This window comes from Nostoc sp. PCC 7107, from assembly GCF_000316625.1.
In the GTDB taxonomy this organism is placed as follows: Bacteria; Cyanobacteriota; Cyanobacteriia; order Cyanobacteriales; family Nostocaceae; genus Nostoc_B.
In genome coordinates this window covers 3,174,370-3,195,648 of sequence record NC_019676.1, presented here as the reverse complement: position 1 = coordinate 3,195,648, position 21,279 = coordinate 3,174,370, and the positions used below count along the sequence as shown (strand labels likewise).

At 41.9% G+C, this 21,279-nt stretch carries 14 protein-coding genes; 5 read left to right on the top strand and 9 right to left on the bottom strand.

The features are described 5' to 3' along the window. Positions 1–54 precede the first annotated feature (54 nt). Positions 55–1,452, top strand: coding sequence for a cobyrinate a,c-diamide synthase (locus tag NOS7107_RS13640; protein WP_015113561.1), 1,398 nt, complete (start codon positions 55–57; stop codon positions 1,450–1,452). Positions 1,453–2,036: 584 nt separating this feature from the next. Then, positions 2,037–3,503 (top strand): diguanylate cyclase, encoded by a 1,467-nt coding sequence (locus tag NOS7107_RS27190; RefSeq protein ID WP_015113560.1) that lies wholly within the window; start codon positions 2,037–2,039, stop codon positions 3,501–3,503. 14 nt (positions 3,504–3,517) lie between these two features. Here NOS7107_RS27190 and NOS7107_RS13625 read toward each other — a convergent pair whose 3' ends face one another. From NOS7107_RS13625 to NOS7107_RS13600, 6 genes are all read right to left on the bottom strand, one after another. Beyond that, entirely contained in the window at positions 3,518–4,747 is a 1,230-nt protein-coding gene (locus NOS7107_RS13625; RefSeq protein WP_015113559.1) for a DUF4336 domain-containing protein, read from the bottom strand. Between the two features lie 235 nt (positions 4,748–4,982). Then, the gene (locus NOS7107_RS13620) at positions 4,983–6,074 is read right to left on the bottom strand and encodes a serine/threonine-protein kinase (protein WP_015113558.1); all 1,092 of its coding nucleotides are present in this window, start codon (positions 6,072–6,074) and stop codon (positions 4,983–4,985) included. A gap of 337 nt (positions 6,075–6,411) precedes the next feature. Next, positions 6,412–8,646 carry a glycoside hydrolase gene (locus NOS7107_RS13615; protein WP_015113557.1) on the bottom strand — a complete coding sequence of 745 codons (2,235 nt, stop codon included), beginning with the start codon at positions 8,644–8,646 and terminating at the stop codon, positions 6,412–6,414. A 201-nt stretch (positions 8,647–8,847) separates the two neighbouring features. Further along, positions 8,848–9,078 carry a NifU family protein gene (locus NOS7107_RS13610; protein WP_015113556.1) on the bottom strand — a complete coding sequence of 77 codons (231 nt, stop codon included), beginning with the start codon at positions 9,076–9,078 and terminating at the stop codon, positions 8,848–8,850. 433 nt (positions 9,079–9,511) lie between these two features. After that, positions 9,512–11,269, bottom strand: a complete 1,758-nt coding sequence (locus NOS7107_RS13605; RefSeq protein ID WP_015113555.1) for an ATP-binding protein — start codon at positions 11,267–11,269, stop codon at positions 9,512–9,514. A gap of 158 nt (positions 11,270–11,427) precedes the next feature. Next, on the bottom strand, positions 11,428–11,664 hold the full coding sequence (locus NOS7107_RS13600) for a hypothetical protein (protein WP_015113554.1): 237 nt from the start codon (positions 11,662–11,664) through the stop codon (positions 11,428–11,430). A gap of 603 nt (positions 11,665–12,267) precedes the next feature. On the opposite strand from NOS7107_RS13600, the gene lepA reads away from it, so the two are divergent. The 3 genes from lepA to NOS7107_RS13585 all read left to right on the top strand — a co-directional run bounded on the left by lepA (position 12,268) and on the right by NOS7107_RS13585 (position 16,824). Next, positions 12,268–14,079 (top strand): translation elongation factor 4, encoded by a 1,812-nt coding sequence (gene lepA / locus NOS7107_RS13595; RefSeq protein ID WP_015113553.1) that lies wholly within the window; start codon positions 12,268–12,270, stop codon positions 14,077–14,079. Positions 14,080–14,437: 358 nt separating this feature from the next. Beyond that, positions 14,438–15,625, top strand: a complete 1,188-nt coding sequence (locus tag NOS7107_RS13590; RefSeq protein WP_015113552.1) for a glycosyltransferase family 4 protein — start codon at positions 14,438–14,440, stop codon at positions 15,623–15,625. A 164-nt stretch (positions 15,626–15,789) separates the two neighbouring features. After that, a complete protein-coding gene (locus NOS7107_RS13585; RefSeq protein WP_015113551.1) occupies positions 15,790–16,824 on the top strand; it encodes a cyanophycinase in 1,035 nt (344 codons plus the stop codon). A 105-nt stretch (positions 16,825–16,929) separates the two neighbouring features. On the opposite strand, the gene ilvB is transcribed toward NOS7107_RS13585, so the two are convergent. The 3 genes from ilvB to NOS7107_RS13570 all read right to left on the bottom strand — a co-directional run bounded on the left by ilvB (position 16,930) and on the right by NOS7107_RS13570 (position 21,061). Then, positions 16,930–18,825, bottom strand: coding sequence for a biosynthetic-type acetolactate synthase large subunit (gene ilvB / locus NOS7107_RS13580; RefSeq protein WP_015113550.1), 1,896 nt, complete (start codon positions 18,823–18,825; stop codon positions 16,930–16,932). A gap of 234 nt (positions 18,826–19,059) precedes the next feature. Further along, positions 19,060–20,322, bottom strand: a complete 1,263-nt coding sequence (locus NOS7107_RS13575) for an MFS transporter (protein WP_015113549.1) — start codon at positions 20,320–20,322, stop codon at positions 19,060–19,062. A 196-nt stretch (positions 20,323–20,518) separates the two neighbouring features. Then, on the bottom strand, positions 20,519–21,061 hold the full coding sequence (locus NOS7107_RS13570) for a hypothetical protein (RefSeq protein WP_015113548.1): 543 nt from the start codon (positions 21,059–21,061) through the stop codon (positions 20,519–20,521). Positions 21,062–21,279: the final 218 nt, after the last annotated feature.

Below are 21,279 nucleotides of genomic sequence, written 5' to 3'. Positions count from 1 at the left end.
ATAAAAACAGTACGATCGCAAGTTAAACAATATAGTACACAGTAGTTTTTTTCAATGGCTTTAGTAATTGCTGGCGAACGTAGCGGGGTGGGTAAGACAACAGTTACACTCGCTCTTTTAGCATCTTTATGTCGTCGTGGTGGTCAGGTGCAATCTTTCAAGGTCGGGCCAGACTATATTGACCCAATGTTTCATCAGTATGTGACTGGTCTTGCTTGTCGCAACTTAGACCCAGTGCTGACTAGTGAAGTTTACGTTCAGCAATGTTTTGCTAAACATCACCAAACAAGTGAATATGCTTTGGTTGAAGGGGTAATGGGGTTGTTTGATGGGGTGATGGGGAGTGGGGAAGAAGCTAGTTTACACCCATTCACTTTTGCTAGTACGGCGCATATTGCACAGTTACTTGATTTACCTGTGGTGTTGGTAATTGATTGCAGTCGGTTATCGGGTTCTGTGGCGGCGATCGCTCACGGTTATTGTTCCTTTGACCCTAAAATTAAGATAGCTGGTTTAGTCCTCAATCGCGTCGGCAGCGATCGCCATCTCTCTCTTCTCAAAGATGCTCTACAATCTCTACAGTTACCGATTCTTGGTGTATTGCGTCGTCAAGATAACATTACAATTCCTGACCGCCATCTCGGTTTAGTCCCCACAGGCGAAATTAGCGAACTGGATGCTGTGGTAGAACGTCTAGCTGATTTAGGTGATAATTGCTTTGACTGGCAAAGTTTATTACCTTTATTAAAAACTCAGCACAGACTGAACGCCCCGCTACCGCTAACAGCACTAACTAAAATCAGGATTGCGGTTGCACGCGATCGCGCTTTTAATTTTTATTATCAAGATAATCTCGATATACTCCAACAATTAGGTGCAGAGTTAGTTTTTTGGAGTCCTCTAGCAGACTCAGAATTACCGCCAAATATTCAGGGAATGTATTTTGGCGGTGGTTTTCCAGAAGTTTTTGCTGAACAATTAACTAAAAATACCAATGTTTTACAAGCAGTAAAAACAGCGATTCTTCAAGGTATGCCCACAATTGCCGAATGTGGCGGATTGATGTATTTGTGTGCAGAAATCATCGATTTTGAGGGTAAAACTTACCCAATGGTAGGAATAATCCCCACATCTGCCTGCATGGGTGGACGTTTAACTTTGGGTTATCGTCGGGCGATAGCATTACAAGATAGTTTGTTAGTCAATGCCGGGACAAATATTTACGGACATGAGTTTCATCGCTCAAGTTTAAGCACCAATTCTCATCAGCCATTATTTGAAACTTACCGCTACGATTGTGATGAAAATATGGGCTTTGAAGGCTGGAATTTATCCGTTAATCTTCACGCTTCATATATACACTTGCATTGGGGTGCTAGTATAGAAATTCCCCAGCGATTTATTCAACAATGTCAGTCTAATAGGGTGTGCTACGGCAATGTGATGACTTGACCATTTTAGAGAAAATTTTTTATCTTTGGCATAAATGAATTTAGAAGGATCTGAATTTGCTAGTGGCGCAAGAACATCAGTTTATAACAACTTGGAAAATGATTGCGACAGATGGAGTTCTGAACCGCTGATTAATAAACCCTTCCATAATTCAAAATGGTGTTAGTTCGTTTCCTGATCTGTATTTTATATGACTTATTTAATATTGCTATAGCTGGCTTAAAATCTCGTCAAATTTATACTGAATGAATGGGATAGAAATACAAGTTTTAGTAATTGCTAGGACTTACGCAACGCCGATAGTGTCATTGCGACCGGAACGAAGTGTAGGGAAGCAATCCCAGCTTCAGGGGGGATGACGTCGCTATTGTACCCTACGGTAAGGCTAACGCCTACGTAATGACGGAGTTACGTTATTTTTGCGTAAGTCCTGATTGCATCATAACCAGCAATTTCCCTGTTAGTAACTTCACTTAGAAAAACTTAATTTCTTAGTCAAAGAATGTTGCTCACAGACTACTGAATTTACTTGTTAAACTTTAAGTTAACCATATACTTTTGTCGGTTACTAAAGTTGGAAATTCATGAATGAACAGGTGAAAGCAATTCGAGTTGCGTGGTGTAGTTCACTAGATTTGCCTCAACCAATAAATGTTCCCCTCAATTTTGAGTGGATGCAAGTTGATATTTCAACTTTATTTGAGCAAGACTTTGATGTTATTGTACTCGATATCAAGGCTTTTGAAAATTTAGAGCAAGTCAAATATATGTATACTACTGTTGGTTTACCAATAGTAGTATTGATAGAGACAATTGAGCAAGAAGCTGCTGTTCTTTGCTGGTTAGAAGCAGGAGATGAAACCTGTAAAATCGATGCCATTAATCAGCAAATAGGTTTACGTTTACAGCGCAGTATTTGGCATAATCAGCAAAAGCATTTATTTAGTCTTGATAAGTTAACTGGAATTGCTAATTTTCGCAAATTTAACGATTATGCCATCAAGCTTTTAACATCTAAAGAAGAAGTAGAACCTTTATCTTTAATTCACTTAGATATTGATCGTTTTAAGTTTATTAACGATCGCTATGGTCATGTTGTCGGAGATCAGATATTACAAGAGATTGGACAAATTCTCCAAAAGTACTCACTAGGAGCTAGTATCGTCGCTCGGACAGGCGGTGATAAATTTGTGATTTGTATGGGTGGTGGTATGGAGCAAGGAAAAGCTTTTGCCGAATTTCTCAGAACGCAGATCGAAACTCATGAATTCAAGCTGAATGAGACATCTTCTGTGCATCTAACAGCTTCATTAGGAGTAGTTGCGATGTCAGGACATTCTTCCGTTGAGCAATTATGGCAAGAAATCAATCAATGTATCTATGCGGCCAAGCAAAAGGGACGTAACCGCGTTGTCACCTCTGAAGAATTTGAAGCGATCGCTGATGCTTCTGGTCAAGATAAACTAATCACTGACTTTGAGCATCGCATTCGTGTCACTGCGGAACGAATGATTAGTGAAATGGTACTGAAAGCCAGTCGTTTAGCCAATAAATATCGCATAGAAGCAGAGCATGATGGCTTAACTGAAGTATTTAATCGCCGTTATCTCGATAGATTACTAGCCCGTGAGATCGAAAAATATCATAAATATCAGCAACGACTAACAATCTTGCTCCTCGATTTAGATAATTTCGGTGAAGTGAATCGCAACTATGGTTTTCCTACTGGTGATCAAGCTTTAAAAACTGCTGCAAAAATATTTACAACTCATATCCGAGCAGGAGATTGGGTTACACGCTACGGCGGCGAAGAATTTTGTATTGTCATGTCTAATACTGACCTCAATACCGGATGTCAAATAGCTGAAAGAATTCGCCTAGCTTTGAGTGAAGAAATCATCACAGCTTATAATGGTCATCAGTTTCACCTCACCACCAGTATTGGTGTTGTTGAACTAATGGCAGAAAATAACCTTGTGTCTTTTTTGCAGCGAGCCAGCGATAAAGTCAGAGCAGCTAAGAAAAACGGGCGTAATCAAATTTGCTTTTGAATCTCCACAAACTTTTAGATTTTCTCCTTCGCAGGCGGAACAATTCCACTCTTATTTAAACCTGCATCAATTTCTTTGAGAATTTTAAAATCATCCTCTGGTAAAGGATAACTACTACTATTAAACAAACATGTACTGACAGTTGGTTGCTTTTCTAAAAAAGAAAATGCTTGGCGAAATTGCTGTGGTTGAGCTTTAATTGGTGCGTCAAAATGACAGGGAATCACCCACTGAAAATTCCAACTTGCCACTTTATCCGCCCAATCAAGTGTTTCTTTGGGTGCGCGGTTGAGAATGAGAGTTTGTAAAACTGGTGCAACAAACAAACGCCCATCTCCGCGTAAAGCGTGAAATGACATCTGCCAGTTATCTTGCCATTTGAAGGGAAATAACCCAAAATAAGCCTTTATAGAGCGTTCTGGTGCTTTCAAGGCATCGCGGAATACTTCACCCCATGCAGGTACTTTTAAAGCACTGGGTTGAAAGTATAAAGCAAGCAGTGTAATCCGTTCCCATCCTTTGCGGCGATTTAGTTGATTATTAGTAACAACATCCGAACCTCTTTCTTTCGCGTGGAATAGTAAAGGATAGGGTTCAAGTTGCACGATCGCTGGCGGTTCTTCTGGTACTGATACTACCGCATCTGTGACTAATAAAGTGTGCGATCGCCTGTGAAAAAATGCCACTTCTGTAAACTTACCAAGGCCTAAATCAATCGTCTTTAATATTTCATAATCAAACTCATCGGCAAAAGGCGCTTGGCTGCTATCTTCTGGCAAAACCTGAGTGCGTTTTGCAGGTAGACCTAACCAGCTTAATGGTAAATTCAGCGGGAAACTCCATTGATTCGGCGCGACAAACACCTGTGCGTTAGGAAAGCATCTCGCAAAAGGGCCGACAAAAACTTTGTGTTCGATACCAGAGATAGTTGGCAAAATAATATATTTAATATCCCCATGTTCAGCCACCAATTCTTGAACAAGTTGAATACATTCTTTTGTTGCTGCAACAGGCGCATATACCAGTAAACCACCAGCATCTAGCTTGACAACAGTCATCCGAATCGGCACAACAACGTAAAAAATGCCTTGTAATTGGTCAAAAGTCCAGACAGTATTTTTGATGACTTCTCGACGAATTGTTCGCCGTCTGCTGTAGGGGTAGAGTGGCACAATCGGCCAAAATGGCCAGGAAATATCTTTTGGATGAATTTGTTCCGTTACTGCATGTTCATCGTGAGCCACCCTGAGACCCCTCCGACCAATACTTAAGTTTATTTATTGTCTCCGAAGTTGGAGCTTACCAAATTCTGGAGCTAAGAAACTAGTTTATTTGCTTTTGTTTTTGTCTCACACTCCAGATGCAGAGGCATGGAGAGTGAAGGAGCAATGAATAGAGTTTACAACAAGGTGTGAGTAAGCGAGATATTTTCACGGATAACTTTAACTACAGAGGTGAACAGTTAATGCTAATCATTATTTATACCGAAGTTAAGTAAGAATTAAACTGCCGGTGCAACTGTTTGTTATTGAGTTTAGCTTTCCATTCTCGAATTGCGATCGCTGTTCTATTAGTCGGTGATATATACGCTTGTGGAGATGTTTGTTGTGGTTGATGTGGGAATTTTTTAAGAGGCTTAGTTGTTAAACAGTTACTTAAATTGGGTAAATTACTCTCTATATTTAAGGCCTTAATTACATCATCAACTGTTTTGAAGCGATCGTCTAAAGAAAACTTCACCATCTTGCCTAAAATTTTAGCAAAGCGATCGCTAATATTCACTTCTTTTTGCCATGATATCTCACCTGTATAGATATCCTGTTCAAAGTCTAAAGGCCCTTTACCAGTCAACAAATAAAGACAAGTCACTCCCACTGCATATATATCACTGGCGTAAACTGGCCGCAGTGCAAACTGTTCTGGAGGTGCAAACCCCATTGTCCCAACAAAATTAGTGCTTGCAGTTTTATAACCAGAGTCTTCAGTAATATCAACTAACTTCTCTTTCACTGCACCGAAATCTATCATTACCAACCGCTGATCATCTTCACATCGCAACAAATTTTGCGGTTTAATATCTCGATGAATAACGCGATTTTGATGTATGTATTGTAATATTGGCAGAATTTCTCGTAAAAACTGTTTAACTTCTGTTTCACTTTGAGTGCCATTTCGCTTGACTTCTCGCGCTAAAGTGTAGCCGCGCACATATTCTTGCACTAAATAAAACTCACCATTGGTTTCAAAGTAGTCTAAAAGCATGGGAACTTGCGAATGGCTACCAAGTTGCGCTAAAGTTTTGGCTTCTTGCTCAAAGCGCTGACAGGCTTTTTGCCAACTTTTAGTACTAGTTGTCTTCGGGCAAAGTTGTTTAATTACACACAGAGGGTTTCCTGGTAATTGGGCATTTCTCGCTAAAAAAGTAATGCCAAAACCACCTCTACCTAAAATTCGCAGGATGATATAGCGATCGCGAAATAGCTGCGTGGAACCACACAATTGAGCCAGTTGATTCTTTTGTGAACTGTACTCGTTTTGACAATTGGTCATGTTTCCAGAAAAGCGATTCATGGTTCAAAAACAGCTACTCTGTGTTGTCTTCAATTTAACTATAAAAATATTTTTTTGCCAGTATCATTACTGCTTATTTGCAAATTTCTGCTGTATGTTTCCCTGTCTACGTATTGTAAAATCAAAATTTCATAATTTTTATACAATTTTATCTAAATTACTGAGGCTAATCGCAAGATTCATCAACCACCAATAGACTCAGATAAAGGCTGAAGTATGAAGCGAATTACTTCATTCAGCCTTCTGACTAGTGCAGTACGGCGTAAATCAACAGGTAGCCATTTAAGCTTTTTGACTTTTGCCTTTTGACTTTTGCCTTTTGATTTTTGGTACTTTCCTAGGGTACTTCAATCGGAATAAAAGCATTTTCTGGTAAATAATCGCAGAAACGCCCATTATCAGACTGGACTAAAATCAAGCGCAAGGGATAATCTGGTGGCACTTGCAAATCTGCCCAAGGCACTGATAACTCTAAACAGGTGTCTAAAGCTACTTGGGCGCGACTAAAGCGGGACTGCCATTGATGATTCTCTGCTGCTTCCCGAAACTGCACCGATTGTGTCAGTAAGTTAATTTCTAGATGGTGATGATACAAATAATTCACTGGCGCTTGTTTTGGCAAATCTGCCAAGAGAATTGGGCTATTGTGCATTGTCTTTTCAGGGTAGAACCACAGCAGATTTAGCTCTGGTGGTAACTCATTTCCTGGTGCGACACCACCCTTGAAGTCCAATCTTAAATAGAAATTCAGGTGATCTACCCCATACCACAGTCGTTGGATAACACTGCTGTTGTGCATTGTGCCTCTAGCACCACCAACTTCTATCCGTCCGGCCTTGTCCCAATCTTGTTCATCACCTCTGCCATCAATTACGGGGTGAATAAAGCTTTCGGGAGTATGGTTGGCTCTAACTTCATGCACCTCTAGAGGTTGTGAGAGATGGAAGGGTACGGGTTCATTTAAGGCTTTGTAAATGCCACATAAATGTTCTCGAAATAACTGATCAAAGATGGCATCTTGATTGGAAGAATGCCCTTCGCCAAACCACCAAAACCAATCTGAACCTTCGGCAGCATATAAAGCCTCCCAGGCGGCTGGGTTACTTTCTTCTGTGGCTTCTGGATGGCTTGCTAATACTGCTCTGGCATGAGTGAGGTAGTCCCATGCTTTATTTTTCACCGGGTCGCCAATCCAGGTAGTGAAGCTACCATCTACCCAAGAACCGCTGTGTAGTTGTTCTTGGGGGATAGTGGCTGTGGGCGGAAATTGTTCAATAAATTCGGAGACGGTAACGAGTTGCAGTTGGGAGTCGTTACTGAGGTTTTGATATAAGGCTTCGAGGAAGAGTTTGCCGTCTTGGGGATAAAATTCCCAACAATTCTCGCCATCCAAGGCGATGGTAACTAACCAAGGTTGTTCGCTGGGGTTTTCGCGTTGCTTTTTAGCGATCGCTTGCAAATGTCCTACCAAGTTGGCGGCGGCTTGTTTTGGCTGCATTGAACCATAAGTAAAGCCAATTAAATCGGACAATCTATGGTCGCGGAAGACAATGGACAAATCACCTGCTGGGGTTGTTAAGCGATAAGGTCTATACAGTATTTCTGGTTGCTGGACGTTACCTGCACCATCCCGATGGAAGAAGTGTTTCAATGTCCATCCCAGGACGGCTTCGTCTGAGCAAATCCACTTAAATCCTTGTTTAATAATATACGGTAAGACTTCCGGGCTAACTGATTGTTCTGAAGGCCATAGACCACGAGGTTCTTGACCAAAACGGTCTGTATATAAATCCCAAGCTTTGCGTAAGTGCCGGGGAATGTCTTCCGCCCATTGGAAGCGATGTTCTGGTAAGGTCATGTTCGGCACTGCGACTCTACCCGCATTGGTATCAGCCAGCAAGGGCAAAATTGGGTGAGTGTAAGGTGTGGTAGTTACCTCTAATTGCCCTGTTTGCTGCATTTTCCGGTGTTGGGGAATAATGCGGCTTAAGATTTGGCGTTGTTTGGCATAAATTTGCTGGCGATCGCTTAATCTAAAATTACGCCCCTGTTTTAACCATCCAGCGATTTCTGGATCATCCCAAAACAGCGGATCTATCCACGCTAAGTTGTGCCAAGCCAGTAAATCACCGTAATCTTCCAGTCCCCAATTTGCCAAACACCAAGCTTGCCCTTTGTCTTGTCTTTGTTGATACAACTCGGCATAGCGTGGATGTGGATCAATTAGCGTATGGTGATTAGCATCAAAAAAATGTTGAAAAATAAATTCTTGCTGACATTGGGTGAGTTGTTCCGCAGGAGTTAAACTGGCTGTTAAATAAGGGTCAAAAGCTGTACCAGCAATGTAATCTTCTAATTGCAATATCAGAGAAGGTACCAGATTCACCGTTTGGTGTAACCGGGGATACTGTTCGAGAATTAATATTAAATCTAAATAATCTTTGGTGCCATGCAAGCGTACCCAAGGTAGCTTGTACTGCTGAGTAGATGAAAGTGAAACGCCGCTGTCAGGAGATTTGTACAGCGGCTGATGTTGATGCCAAACAAAGGCAACATAAAGTGGATGAGTCATATATTGGGTAGTGATTAGGTAAGAAGAAATTCTGAAGTCTGAAGTATGAAATTTCATCCTTGAAACTTCACACTTCAGCCTTTTTTACTAGTAACGCACGGTGTAAATAAAGCAACTATCTAAAATAGACACAAAGCTTACAAAATAAGCATTCTTTCTTTTTACTTTTGCCTTTTTACTTTTGCCTTTTTTTACTAGTTCCTAGATAACTTGCTCAACTTCAGCGATTTCAGGAATCATTTCTCGCAGGCGGCGTTCAATACCCATTCTTAGGGTCATTGTAGAGCTAGGACAAGAACCACAAGCACCTTGTAACCGTAATCTGACCACAGGGCCATCAAGTTCTACAACTTCTACATTACCGCCATCAGAAATCAAATAAGGGCGCATCTCATCTAAAACGGTTTCTACGTTGTCAAGTGTCAGTTCCATTGTTTTAGACCTGTGAATTTAGTGATGGTTATAGGTATGAGTTTTTCGTAGATTTTTGACACTACTAGCGATTCAACACCCATAACTTTGTTTTTTAGCTTTGTTAAATCAATCCTAGATCTAATTGTCGCTAGATTGCCTGTCGTGCTTTTATCTTTCTGATTTTAGACAAAATAATAACTAGGGACTCAACAAAAGTTTTATCAAGCCGTATTATGGGATTCGTGAACTTACCAATGAACATAGGTGAAATCCATCATCACTTTACCTTACTCTCCACCTATAGATATAGTGTTTTCATATACAGTCACCAAAAAAGGGTATAGGGATATTAGGGTGTAAAGGTGTGGGGGTGGAATAAATGATGGTTCTTGCGTTGGTTTTATATCCTAATATCCAATTTCAACATCTCAGCTTTCTGCTTAATTCCTAATTAACACGCGCAATCTAAATTATTGTCTGTTGATGAAACAATTACTGGTCGTTGATACAAAGGCACTGTAAAGGTAACGGTTGAGCCAAGTCCTTCACCAAGACTGTAGAAATGCACTTCACCCCCCATTGCTTCAATCAGCTTTTGGGATATTGCCAGCCCTAACCCTGTACCGCCATACTGACGCGTGCGGGAACCATCTACTTGAGAAAATAATTGAAATAATTTATCTTGTTTGTCTAATGAAACACCAATTCCTGTGTCGGCTACCCGGACTCTCACCAGACCAGGAAATTGCTGTTCTTGAAATTTCACCTTTTTCTGTACTATGTCGGCGGTGATGGTAATACCGCCTTCATGGGTAAATTTAATGGCATTATTTACCAAGTTCAGCATCACTTGGAGCAGCCGTTGATAATTTCCTTGGACAACTATTTCATCGCAGGTGGTGGGAATTTGCATCCGAAAGCTGAGGTTTTTCATCTCTGCTTGGGGACGCATGAAACTTTCTACACCACAAAATAGCTCATCTAACTGGACAGGAGCGCAATCTAATTCCATTTTGCCTGCTTCGATTTTGGCAATATCCAAAATATCGTTGATAATGTTGAGCAGGTGGATTGATGATTGATGCGCTTCTAAAAGAAACTGATGTTGTTCTTCTGGGTCGTCTGCCATACCCTCAAGGATCAGCTTCAAAAAGCCAATCATCCCGTTGAGGGGAGTGCGAATTTCATGGGAGACGTTGGCTAAAAATTCACTTTTGAGGCGTGAGGCTTCTTCAGCTTTTTGGCGGGCGGCTTCTAATTCTTTATATAGAGTAGCATGAGCGATCGCAGTTCCTAATTGATCGGCTACTTCCTTGGCTAGTTCCAGTTCGGCATTTGTCAGTGGATAGCATTCATCGCGTACAGCTAGGGCAATCAAGCCATTTGCTTGGTCTTGATAACATGTTGCTACCACTAAAACTTTCTGCTCTGGACACAGCGCATATTTCGCTACCTCCATTACCACTGGTTCTAAAGTTGCTAAAGCTTGAGCAAATGCTGGCTCAGAAGCTACATCTATTTCTAAGCCAAGCATCGAACTGCGTTCTGGCTGATGATACTCTGCTATAACTCGCACTTTTGAGCTAGAGGGCTGATAGGGACAGATAATACAACGTTCTAGTTTTAGAGCTTTACCCAAATTGTCTACTGTTTGCTGCCATATAATATCTAAGTCCAAAGTCCGCCGAATATTTCTAGTAATTTTATTTACTAGTTTTTGATGTTGCTGCGAACGTAAAGCCAACTCGATTGGTGTAGGCGCTTTTGGTGTGGTACTAAGTTCTTGTTGATCAACTGTAGCCTGCAATAACCTTCCCATCACTACAACTGTAGTGGCGGCAGTTCCTAGCGGCGGCATAATCGGACAAATTACTAATTCCAACTCGCACAACTCTTGGTGGTAGCAAAACCAACATTGCAACTTTTCTGGCACCAAACTTTCTAAAATTCGGTGCAATCGTTCTAGATAAGCTACCTTATCCACAGGAGTAAAAATTCCCTCATCATGGCGGCAATTTACTATTTGCTCAGGGTTTAATCCCAGAACTTCGCTGTGCTGCCAATAAAATGACAGGTAGCGGCCTGACCCATCTTGCATATACACCAACTCGGCACCGAGAGTTGGTAACGCGCTATCCGTTTGATGAGCTATGTCTTCCAGATTTTGAGAAAATAAGTTTGGCAATTGGGAGTTGGCAGTAATAGTCATTTAATCGAGTTGGGTAGACAAGTGGCAACTCAATACAGTTTTGCTCAAGCTACTAAAAGCTTTTACATACTTACATTGGGTGTTTTGGCTGTAATGAAGGCGATGATTGACAAACTTGACAGTTGTGTCCTTGTCTATGAAAAGCTTGGTTGTTGCTGTCAATCATTCCATTCACCTCTAGGCGGTACAGGTGTGCGATAAGGAGTACGAGTCAGTTCATCATCTCTAGGAATCTCACCCCGTAACCATTGGCGAATTGCTACCTCAATGACTTTGCTAGGGTCATTGGTGAGATGCTGAATTTGCTCTAATAATTCCGAATCTAGGCGAACAGCAATTTCTACCTTATCGCCTTGTCTTTGCTCCCCTTCGGTAGCTCTCTCTTTCATATTCATCGGTTTATATACTCTGAATTTGTTTTGTCTAAAGCTTTGTAAAGTAGTTCTACTCAAGTTTCGGGTTAGTTTACTGACAAATCTTCAAGGTATAGTTACATAGTTCCCCGAACTCTTACCAAAAGTAACAGCTTGAGATTTTTAAGTGGCAATTTTCATAGAACTCACTTTTTCAATGCTCTAGAAGTTTTGTCAGTAAATCAGTAGATCCGAACATTTACGAGGTGTAACTGCCCACGATCTCTAACACTATGTACTTATATATATTTATTGTACGCTGCCTATAGATCAATACCTGCAAGGAAAAATAGACTTAATTATAGAGACTTTATATAGATTTGCAAATTACTTAAGAGGCAACTGAAGTATGAAGGGTGAAGTATGAAGTCTGAAATGATATGACCCATAAAAGTATGAGAGCATCAGGCACAGACACAATAACCTTCTCTCAAAAGGAAACGCTACGCTTAGCGCGTCTACACACTTCAGACTTCAGACTTCAGACTTCACACTTCATAGCAGCGTCTTGGCTAAGAAAGCATTAAAATACATGAAGTAAATCGCTCTTTATAACCTTGGTTGCTGCTTCAGCAAAAATAGTATATGACTGACGTTCCCGCAGTTCGGATTCGCAATTTCTGTATTATTGCTCACATTGATCACGGGAAATCAACCCTCGCCGATCGCCTACTGCAAGCTACTGGCACTGTTGATGTGCGGCAGATGAAAGAGCAGTTTCTCGACAATATGGATTTAGAACGGGAGCGCGGCATTACAATTAAGCTGCAAGCTGCCCGAATGAATTACACTGCTAAAGATGGTCAGCAGTATGTCTTAAATTTAATTGATACTCCCGGACACGTAGACTTTTCTTATGAAGTGTCTCGCAGTTTAGCTGCTTGTGAAGGGGCGTTATTGGTTGTAGACGCATCCCAAGGTGTGGAAGCGCAAACTTTGGCGAATGTCTACTTGGCGTTAGAACATAACTTGGAAATTATTCCAGTTTTGAATAAAATTGACCTTCCTGGTGCAGAACCTGACCGGGTAATTGGTGAAATTGAAGAAATTATCGGTCTCGATTGCAGCGGGGCAATTTTAGCCTCAGCTAAAGAAGGAATTGGGATTAACGAAATTTTAGAGACAATTGTTGAACGCGTTCCGCCAGCACCCGATACAGTAGATCAACGCTTACGAGCATTAATTTTTGATAGCTATTATGATTCTTATCGGGGTGTAATTGTCTACTTCCGCGTGATGGATGGTCGGGTAAAAAAAGGCGATCGCGTCTATTTAATGGCCTCTGGCAAAGAATACGAAATCGACGAGTTGGGTGTCCTGTCTCCCACCCAAAAGCAAGTTGATGAACTCCACGCTGGGGAAGTAGGATATTTCGCCGCAGCGATTAAAGCGGTAGCTGATGCGCGGGTGGGTGATACGATTACTTTATCTAATGCCAAAGCTGAAGAACCTTTGCCTGGTTACACCGAAGCTAACCCAATGGTCTTTTGCGGGATGTTCCCCATCGATGCTGACCAGTTTGAAGACTTGCGAGAAGCTTTAGAAAAACTCAGACTGAATGATGCGGCGCTGCACTATGAACCGGAAACGTCAAGCGCGATGGGTTTTGGCTTCCGGTGTGGGTTTTTGGGCTTGCTACACATGGAAATTGTCCAAGAACGGTTGGAACGTGAATATGATTTGGATTTAATTATTACCGCCCCATCTGTTGTTTACCGTGTAACTACGCTCAAGGGCGAAGAGTTATATATCGATAACCCCAGCCATTTGCCTGAACCAAACGCTCGTGAAAAAATCGAAGAACCTTATGTCAAGGTAGAGATGATTACGCCGGAAACCTACGTGGGGACTTTAATGGAGTTGTCACAAAATCGGCGCGGTATCTTCAAGGATATGAAATATCTCACCCAAGGGCGGACAACCTTAACCTATGAGTTACCCTTAGCAGAAGTGGTCACTGACTTTTTTGACCAAATGAAATCGCGATCACGTGGTTATGCCAGTATGGAATATCATCTCATCGGCTACCGCGAAAATCCACTGGTGAAGCTGGATATCATGATTAACGGCGACCCGGTTGATTCCTTAGCGATGATTGTCCACCGCGATAAAGCTTATAATGTCGGGCGGTCAATGGCAGAGAAACTCAAAGAATTAATTCCCCGCCATCAATTTAAAGTGCCAATTCAAGCCTCCATTGGTAGCAAAGTTATTGCCAGTGAACATATTCCAGCTTTACGCAAAGATGTACTCGCCAAGTGTTATGGCGGTGACATCAGCCGGAAGAAGAAACTTTTGCAAAAACAAGCAAAGGGTAAAAAGCGCATGAAGGCTGTAGGTACAGTAGATGTACCGCAAGAAGCTTTTATGGCTGTGTTACGGCTAGATCAAAATTAAATAGCAGCTGTTATTAACTGCATACTCTAAGAAAATCACAAGGAATGTCTAAGGGAAGATTCTCTTGACATTCCTTTATTTATGTCCTGATGGTTTTTACTCCACCTAGAAAACAAGCATAGAACTAAAAAGAGGGGTAAGGGACTTCATACCCCTAGGGACATTTATCAATTAATCTAATAAGTTTCATCAGGTATTTGTGAATTTAACCAACCTTGGTAACCTGTGATCTATCCCAGAAATTATTAATAAATTAGAAAACTTTAGTAAACATACTTACTCAATTGATTTCGTCCCCTTGTATTTTTAGATAAATCTAGTTGTTGAGAAATTTATAAAAAATTGGAGACTTGAGTATATGAAAATACTTGTATTAAGTTGGGAATTTCCCCCAAGAATAGTCGGAGGTATTGCTAGACACGTATCTGAGTTGTACCCGGAAATCGTCAAGCTAGGCCATGAAATTCACTTGATTACCGTAGAGTTCGGTCAAGCGCCGATGTATGAAATGGTTGAGGGGATTAACGTACATCGAGTTCCTGTAGGACATAGTAATGACTTTTTTCACTGGGTTGTCAATCTCAACCAAAGCATGGGACATCACGGTGGTAAGTTAATTTTAGAAGAAGGGCCATTTGATTTAATCCATGCCCATGATTGGTTAGTGGGTGATGCGGCGATCGCTCTTAAGCATACTTTTAAAATTCCTCTAATAGCAACCATCCACGCTACAGAATACGGACGCTACAACGGTATTCATAACGATATCCAAAATTACATTCACGGCAAAGAAAATTTACTCGCTTTTGATGCTTGGCGAATTATCGTTTGTACCGACTATATGCGCCGAGAAGTAGAACGCGCCCTCCGCAGCCCTTGGAATAAAGTCGATGTCATTTATAACGGTATTCGTCCCGAAAAAAAACAGCATCATCAAGATTTTCATGCTCAAGATTTTCGCCGTCAATTTGCCGAAGATGGTGAAAAAATTGTTTACTATGTCGGCCGGATGACTCATGAAAAAGGTGTACCAGTATTATTAAATGCTGCACCGAGGGTACTTGACCAAATGGGTGGTTACGTTAAATTTGTGATTATTGGTGGCGGTAATACTGATCATCTCAAACAACAAGCCGCAGATCTAGGAATTTGGGATAAATGCTATTTTACAGGTTTCTTATCTGATGAATACTTAGATAAATTTCAAACAATTGCCGACTGTGCCGTATTTCCCAGTTTCTACGAACCCTTTGGTATTGTGGCTTTAGAAAGTTTTGCGTCTCGTGTTCCGGTAGTAGTTTCCGATACGGGGGGTTTTCCAGAAGTTGTGCAGCATACCAAAACTGGTATTGTTACCTGGGTAAATAATCCTGATTCTTTAGCATGGGGAATTTTAGAGGTTTTGAAAAACCCCGGATATCGGCAATGGCTGGTAGATAACGCTTATGAAGATTTAGAACGTCGCTTTAGCTGGCCAAATTTAGCCCAGCAAACAGAATCAGTTTATCAGCGAGTTATGCAGGAGCGAGCGCAAGTTATCTGGTAATCAAACACCAAGTAAAACTGAGGATACTGCCCAGAGGTGCAGAGAATAAATGATTACTCTGGATAATTTGGCGTTAAAAAACATTACAAGCCCTGTACGCTGGGAATATCAAGCCTTCTGATGCGAGAGTAAACAGTAAATGCAGTTTGCTCTAATAACTTAGTATGACGAAGGCATTCCCAGATATAGCAAAGTTCTGGAAGAATTTGGGAACTGTGTTGTTAAGGATGGGTGCCAGTTTAATAACCCGTCTTACAGCATACCTGAAACGCCACTTCATTGACAACACTGTAGACGTTGTTTCGCCTGTTTCCCTCCTTCCCCGATTGGCTGGCCCAGTACTGAACTTAGGCGGCGGCGGCCCTGATGTCGAGAAGGCCATTCAATGGATGATCGACCAAGTTAGGGGAGGGAATAGCAACGCTACGAAAGTTGATGTGGTAGTTCTCCGTACTTATGGCAGTGATGATTATAATCACCTCATCTATGGTATGAGAGGTGTGAACTCTGTCAGAACTCTCATCATTAGCAACCGCCAAGATGCTAATCGAGATGATATTGTCGAAAAAGTCCGAAAAGCTGGCGTAGTTTTCTTTGCTGGTGGCGACCAATGCCAATACATCCGCAGTTGGAAAAACACCAAACTAGAAAATGCCGTCCGAGAAGTCTACACTAGAGGCGGTGCCATTGGTGGAACTAGTGCAGGTGCCATGATTCACAGTGAGTATATTTATGATTCTTGCGCCTGTGAAGACAGCATCGAAACTAGAGAAATCCTCGAAGACCCCTATCAAAATATCACCTTTACTTATGATTTTTTTCAATGGGGTCATTTGCGCGGAACCATCATCGATACCCACTTTGATAGCCGCAAACGCATGGGTCGAATTATGGCTTTCATTGCCAGGCAAATTCAAGATGGCAAAGCTAAACGTGTTTTAGGCATCGCTATTAGTGAGGAAACCTCAGTTGTCGTAGATAAGTATGGCCTCATCAAAGTGATGGGAAGAAATGCCGCCTATTTTGTATTAGGAGACCACCCGCCAGAAGTCTGTAAACCCCGAACGCCCCTAACTTACCATGATTATAAAATTTGGCGAATTCCCAGCGGTGAAACATTCGACCTAAGAAACCCACCAAATCGAGGTTATTACTTTAGAAGTGTCAAACGCGGCAAATTTAATTCCGATCCTTATTGAATTAAACTTCGCGTACCTCCGCGCCCCTTTGCGTTAAAAACCTCAAAGAATATGTAGTGGAGAAAGCCCTTATGCAAAACTTTCTCCACACGTACACGCCCTGATTTACAGCTTCGTCCCACACTCAGCGCAGAAGTTATGGTTAGGCGCATTCATGCTACCGCAGTGACTACAACAAACTGGCTCTAAAGAGCTTTTTGGTGGTTGCTTGGGTAAGCCTACCATCTGCCCATTGCTCTTACCTGGGGCTACCATTGGATAGCAGTTTTCGTCTCTGGTAACGTGGACATTCAAAAGGACGGGGCCGTTATGTGCTAACATTTCGGCGATCGCATCTTTTAATTGCGCCCGTTCCTTTACAACAATACCTTTGATACCATAAGCCTTAGCCAACAATTCAATATCTGGCATCCCAACTTCCATATTTGAGCAAGAGTAACGTTCGCCGTGGAAAGCTTGTTGCCACTGGCGTACCATTCCCTGCCAGCCGTTGTTGACAATTACAACCTTGACATTAATGCTATACTGTGCTGCTGTTCCCAATTCTTGTAAACACATTTGGAAACTAGCATCGCCGCTGATACAGATAACTTCATCATTGGGGAAGGCAACTTTGGCACCAATCGCCGCCGGTAAGCCAAAACCCATCGTTCCTAAGCCTGCACTGGAAATCCACCGCCGTGGCCCGTTCTTGAGGAATTGCGCCGCCCACATTTGATGCTGACCGACATCTGTAGTGTAGAAGGCGTGAGGTGCTTGACGACTAACTTCAACAATTGCTTCTTGGGGTGAGATGCTGTCGGGGTGTTGCGGCACAACTAACGGATATTCTTCCCGCCAACGATTAATTAAATTCAGCCATTCTTGGTTTTGATTGGGTGTAGGTTTGGCACCTGATTGCTTAAAGCGGCGCAATAAGTCAACTAAGACGTTGCGGACATCGCCCACAATAGGCACTTCAGGAATGCGGTTTTTACCTACTTCCGCTGGGTCAATATCAATGTGGATAACTTTGGCGCGAGAAGCAAATTCGTCTAGTTTACCCGTTACGCGATCGTCAAATCTTGCGCCTACACAAATGAGCAAATCACAATCACTTACGGCAAAGTTAGCGTAGGCTGTACCGTGCATTCCCAACATCCCCAAAGATAGCGGATGATGTTCGTCAAATGCCCCAATCCCCATCAATGTAGTGGTGACAGGAATATTAAATAACTCAGCTAATTGGAGAACTTCTTCATGGGCATTAGCCGCGATCGCCCCACCACCAACATACAGCAATGGGCGACGGCTTTCTTTAATTAACTTAATTGCCGCATTGACTTGGCGGGGATTTCCCTTAACTGTGGGGCGATATCCCGGTAATTTGACTGTCCCTGGTTCTATTGGGACATAATCAAATTCTTCAAATGCCACATCTTTGGGGACATCAATTAAAACTGGCCCTGGCCGTCCCGTGCTGGCGATGTGGAATGCTTCAGCCACAATTCGCGCCATGTCTTTGGGATCGCGTACTACATAAGAGTGCTTGACTATGGGTAAAGTAATACCGTAAATATCGGTTTCTTGAAACGCATCTGTACCGATCATTTTACGGGGGACTTGTCCTGTTACCACAACCATTGGAATCGAATCCATATAAGCTGTAGCGATACCTGTCACCAAGTTTGTTGCACCAGGGCCAGAAGTACCAAAACAAACTCCTACCTTCCCAGTGGCACGGGCATAGCCATCTGCGGCGTGGGCTGCGCCTTGTTCGTGCCGCACTAGGATGTGCTTCAGCGCACCAGTGGATTCCACTTTGTATAAATCATCGTAAATCGGTAGGATTGCTCCACCGGGATAACCAAAAATATACTCAACGCCGTGGCGTAGAAGACTATCGAGTAAAGCGAAACCACCAGTTGCCCGTTGGGGTGTCACAACTGACGGTTGAGCAGTAGACTGGTTTTGATTCTCGGTTTTTGCAGGACTAATCGGGGAAGGCAAGCTCAAGGTCACGGTCGAACCTCAGATAATAGCTAAGTTGACGCTTCTATTCTGTATTTAAGATTTCATTTTAATAGAAAAGTTAGGTTAAATGCTTATTGATTTTTAAATATCAATCAGAAGATAGAAGTTACAAACAGATAAATTTGTTCGTTATCAATAAATTGCTTAAAAATATGAACTAAAAAATAGCTCTTGTTTTCATCAACAAAGCTAACTATCTATCATCATAGACAATCAAGCTTTTTAAATTACATCTTGTAAAACTCTGCGGGTATTTTGCCATGCCCAAACACCAACGGCCGCCACAACAACACTCATTGTGACGAGAACAACCCGCAAGCCCAACACATCTGTTAAAGGGCCAGTAATTGCTAAAGGTACTGATAAAGCAATATTGACGGCATGGTTTTGAAAACCAAATACTTTGCCGTGCATGGTTGGTGGTGTTTGCTGCTGAATCAAAGTTTGCATAGGTACGCCAATGAAAGAAGCGCCTATACCCAAGAATGCACACAGTCCCAGTGCCAGCATTAAATTATGGGTAAATGTGAATACTCCCAAAACCATTGCCATTGCTAAGAACCCAATTAAAGGTAGGGGTTTATGGTGCAATTTATCACCCCAGTGACCTAAAATCCCAGCACCCATCACCATCCCTACCCCGGCTGCTGCTAAGAAAAAGCCAAATTGTTTTTCTTTTAAGCCAAAGTCTTCTGCTAATCGAATTGTTAGTACGGTTAAAGCTGCGAACACACAATATAACGTGGTGAGTTGCAGCATGGCATTTAAGACTAAGCGGTTTTTCTTGAGGTAGCGGACACTTTCTGTGAATTCAGCCCAAGGGTTGACAGAAGCTTGTAGTTCTTGATGAGGTTTGTGTTCTTTAAACTTGATCGGCTGCATAATGGCACCCGATAAAATATATAGTCCACCAACGATAATCTCTTGACCGTACTCTTCTCCCATTAAGGTTTTTGCCCAGCTTAAAATCGGCTCTCCAATAGCAAAGCCAACTATCAACGCCCCCATCATGGTGCTGCTAAACAAGGCATTGGCAGCCATTAAATTTTCTCGGCGGACTAATAGAGGGATTGCGGCTTGTTCTGCGGGGGCAAAGAACTGAGTAACTGTGGAGATGGCAAAGGTGAGAAGTAACAAAATAAAAAATTCCCTTGGCAAAAAGGGCAGACACAATGTTAATAGCCCACGCACAATATCGGAGCCTACCATAATTAGCTTTTTGGGCAACCGATCAACAAACACACCACCCGCAGAACCAAACAAAATGGCGGGGATGGTAAATGCCACCATCAAGGTTGAGTACATCGAGTTTTCGGCTAATCCTGGTGGGGCTGGATAAAATTCCAGCAAGGCAATCATCAAAACAAAGAAGACTTTATCTGCCAACTGGGAAATGAGTTGCCCAATCCACAGGAGCATGAAACCACGATTTTTTAGCAGTGCGCTAAACCCATTATTTACAGCAGCAGGTTCGGTAGGAAACATCGGTTACTTAGTGATAACGACTAGGGTAGATGGGGCAGAAAAAAGCATGAAGTATGAAGTATGAAATTTTAGCTTTCTGGTACTTCGATTCTGGATGAAACAATCGAAAATTTAAAATCGCCAATCCAAAATCTAAAATTCTTTTGCCTCTTCTATTTCTCACTCCTGTTGCCCTAAACTGTTTTCCGGACTATTTTTATTCATAGCGCTTGACCAATAAATGCAAAAACTCGGCAGCAGTCAAGGGCATTTTTTGAGGATAACCCTGACAATCAGAGTTTACCCACCAACCTTGAACATTTTGAGGCGATCGCCACATAGATAAATGCTCAACGGCTGGTTCTGCGTAAAAATTATTATGCCCACTACCCAGCAATAAGGAACTCCAATGTGTAAAATAATCGTGGCTCAGGCGATGAATAGGAAAATTCCCCCATAAAGGCACACCCCATCCATCTATAGCAATAAACGCTTTGACTTGTCCTCCCAAGATTTGCCAGTTCCAGGCGGCGGCGATCGCTCCCACTACTCCCGCACTGAAGCTAATAAATACAACAGGAGAGTTGCGTTGATGTTGTAAGCGATCGCCTAAAAACTGCAAAATGTGCGGGGCTGATAACGCTAAAACACCTTGTCCGGGAAAAACCATTGTCTTGACTGTAGTTTGGCTTAACCAGTCTGAAATAAAACTATCAGTTATTTCTGGTTCATGGATGCCAGGGCAAATGATGATCATCATTTATCTTTTATGCTCACAAGTTTCTCTTGCGGAAGATGGAGTTTTTTGTCTTTAATCTAGATTTTTTATTTAAGTATTTACCTGTGTTTAATATGTTTCAAAAGTTACCCGAAATCTTTATCGTCATATATAGGGAAAATTAGTGAAATCTTGGTTTAACAGATGTTCCTCTAGGATAATAAGTAATTATTTTGGCATACTCAGTATCTGGGATTAAC

Coding starts and splice junctions, on each gene's coding strand:
- NOS7107_RS13640 (WP_015113561.1), top strand. CDS start 55: ATGGCTTTAGTAATTGCTGGCGAACGTAGCGGGGTGGGTAAGACAACA.
- NOS7107_RS27190 (WP_015113560.1), top strand. CDS start 2,037: ATGAATGAACAGGTGAAAGCAATTCGAGTTGCGTGGTGTAGTTCACTA.
- NOS7107_RS13620 (WP_015113558.1), bottom strand. CDS start 6,074: ATGAATCGCTTTTCTGGAAACATGACCAATTGTCAAAACGAGTACAGT.
- NOS7107_RS13615 (WP_015113557.1), bottom strand. CDS start 8,646: ATGACTCATCCACTTTATGTTGCCTTTGTTTGGCATCAACATCAGCCG.
- NOS7107_RS13610 (WP_015113556.1), bottom strand. CDS start 9,078: ATGGAACTGACACTTGACAACGTAGAAACCGTTTTAGATGAGATGCGC.
- NOS7107_RS13605 (WP_015113555.1), bottom strand. CDS start 11,269: ATGACTATTACTGCCAACTCCCAATTGCCAAACTTATTTTCTCAAAAT.
- NOS7107_RS13600 (WP_015113554.1), bottom strand. CDS start 11,664: ATGAATATGAAAGAGAGAGCTACCGAAGGGGAGCAAAGACAAGGCGAT.
- lepA (WP_015113553.1), top strand. CDS start 12,268: ATGACTGACGTTCCCGCAGTTCGGATTCGCAATTTCTGTATTATTGCT.
- NOS7107_RS13590 (WP_015113552.1), top strand. CDS start 14,438: ATGAAAATACTTGTATTAAGTTGGGAATTTCCCCCAAGAATAGTCGGA.
- NOS7107_RS13585 (WP_015113551.1), top strand. CDS start 15,790: ATGACGAAGGCATTCCCAGATATAGCAAAGTTCTGGAAGAATTTGGGA.
- NOS7107_RS13575 (WP_015113549.1), bottom strand. CDS start 20,322: ATGTTTCCTACCGAACCTGCTGCTGTAAATAATGGGTTTAGCGCACTG.
- NOS7107_RS13570 (WP_015113548.1), bottom strand. CDS start 21,061: ATGATGATCATCATTTGCCCTGGCATCCATGAACCAGAAATAACTGAT.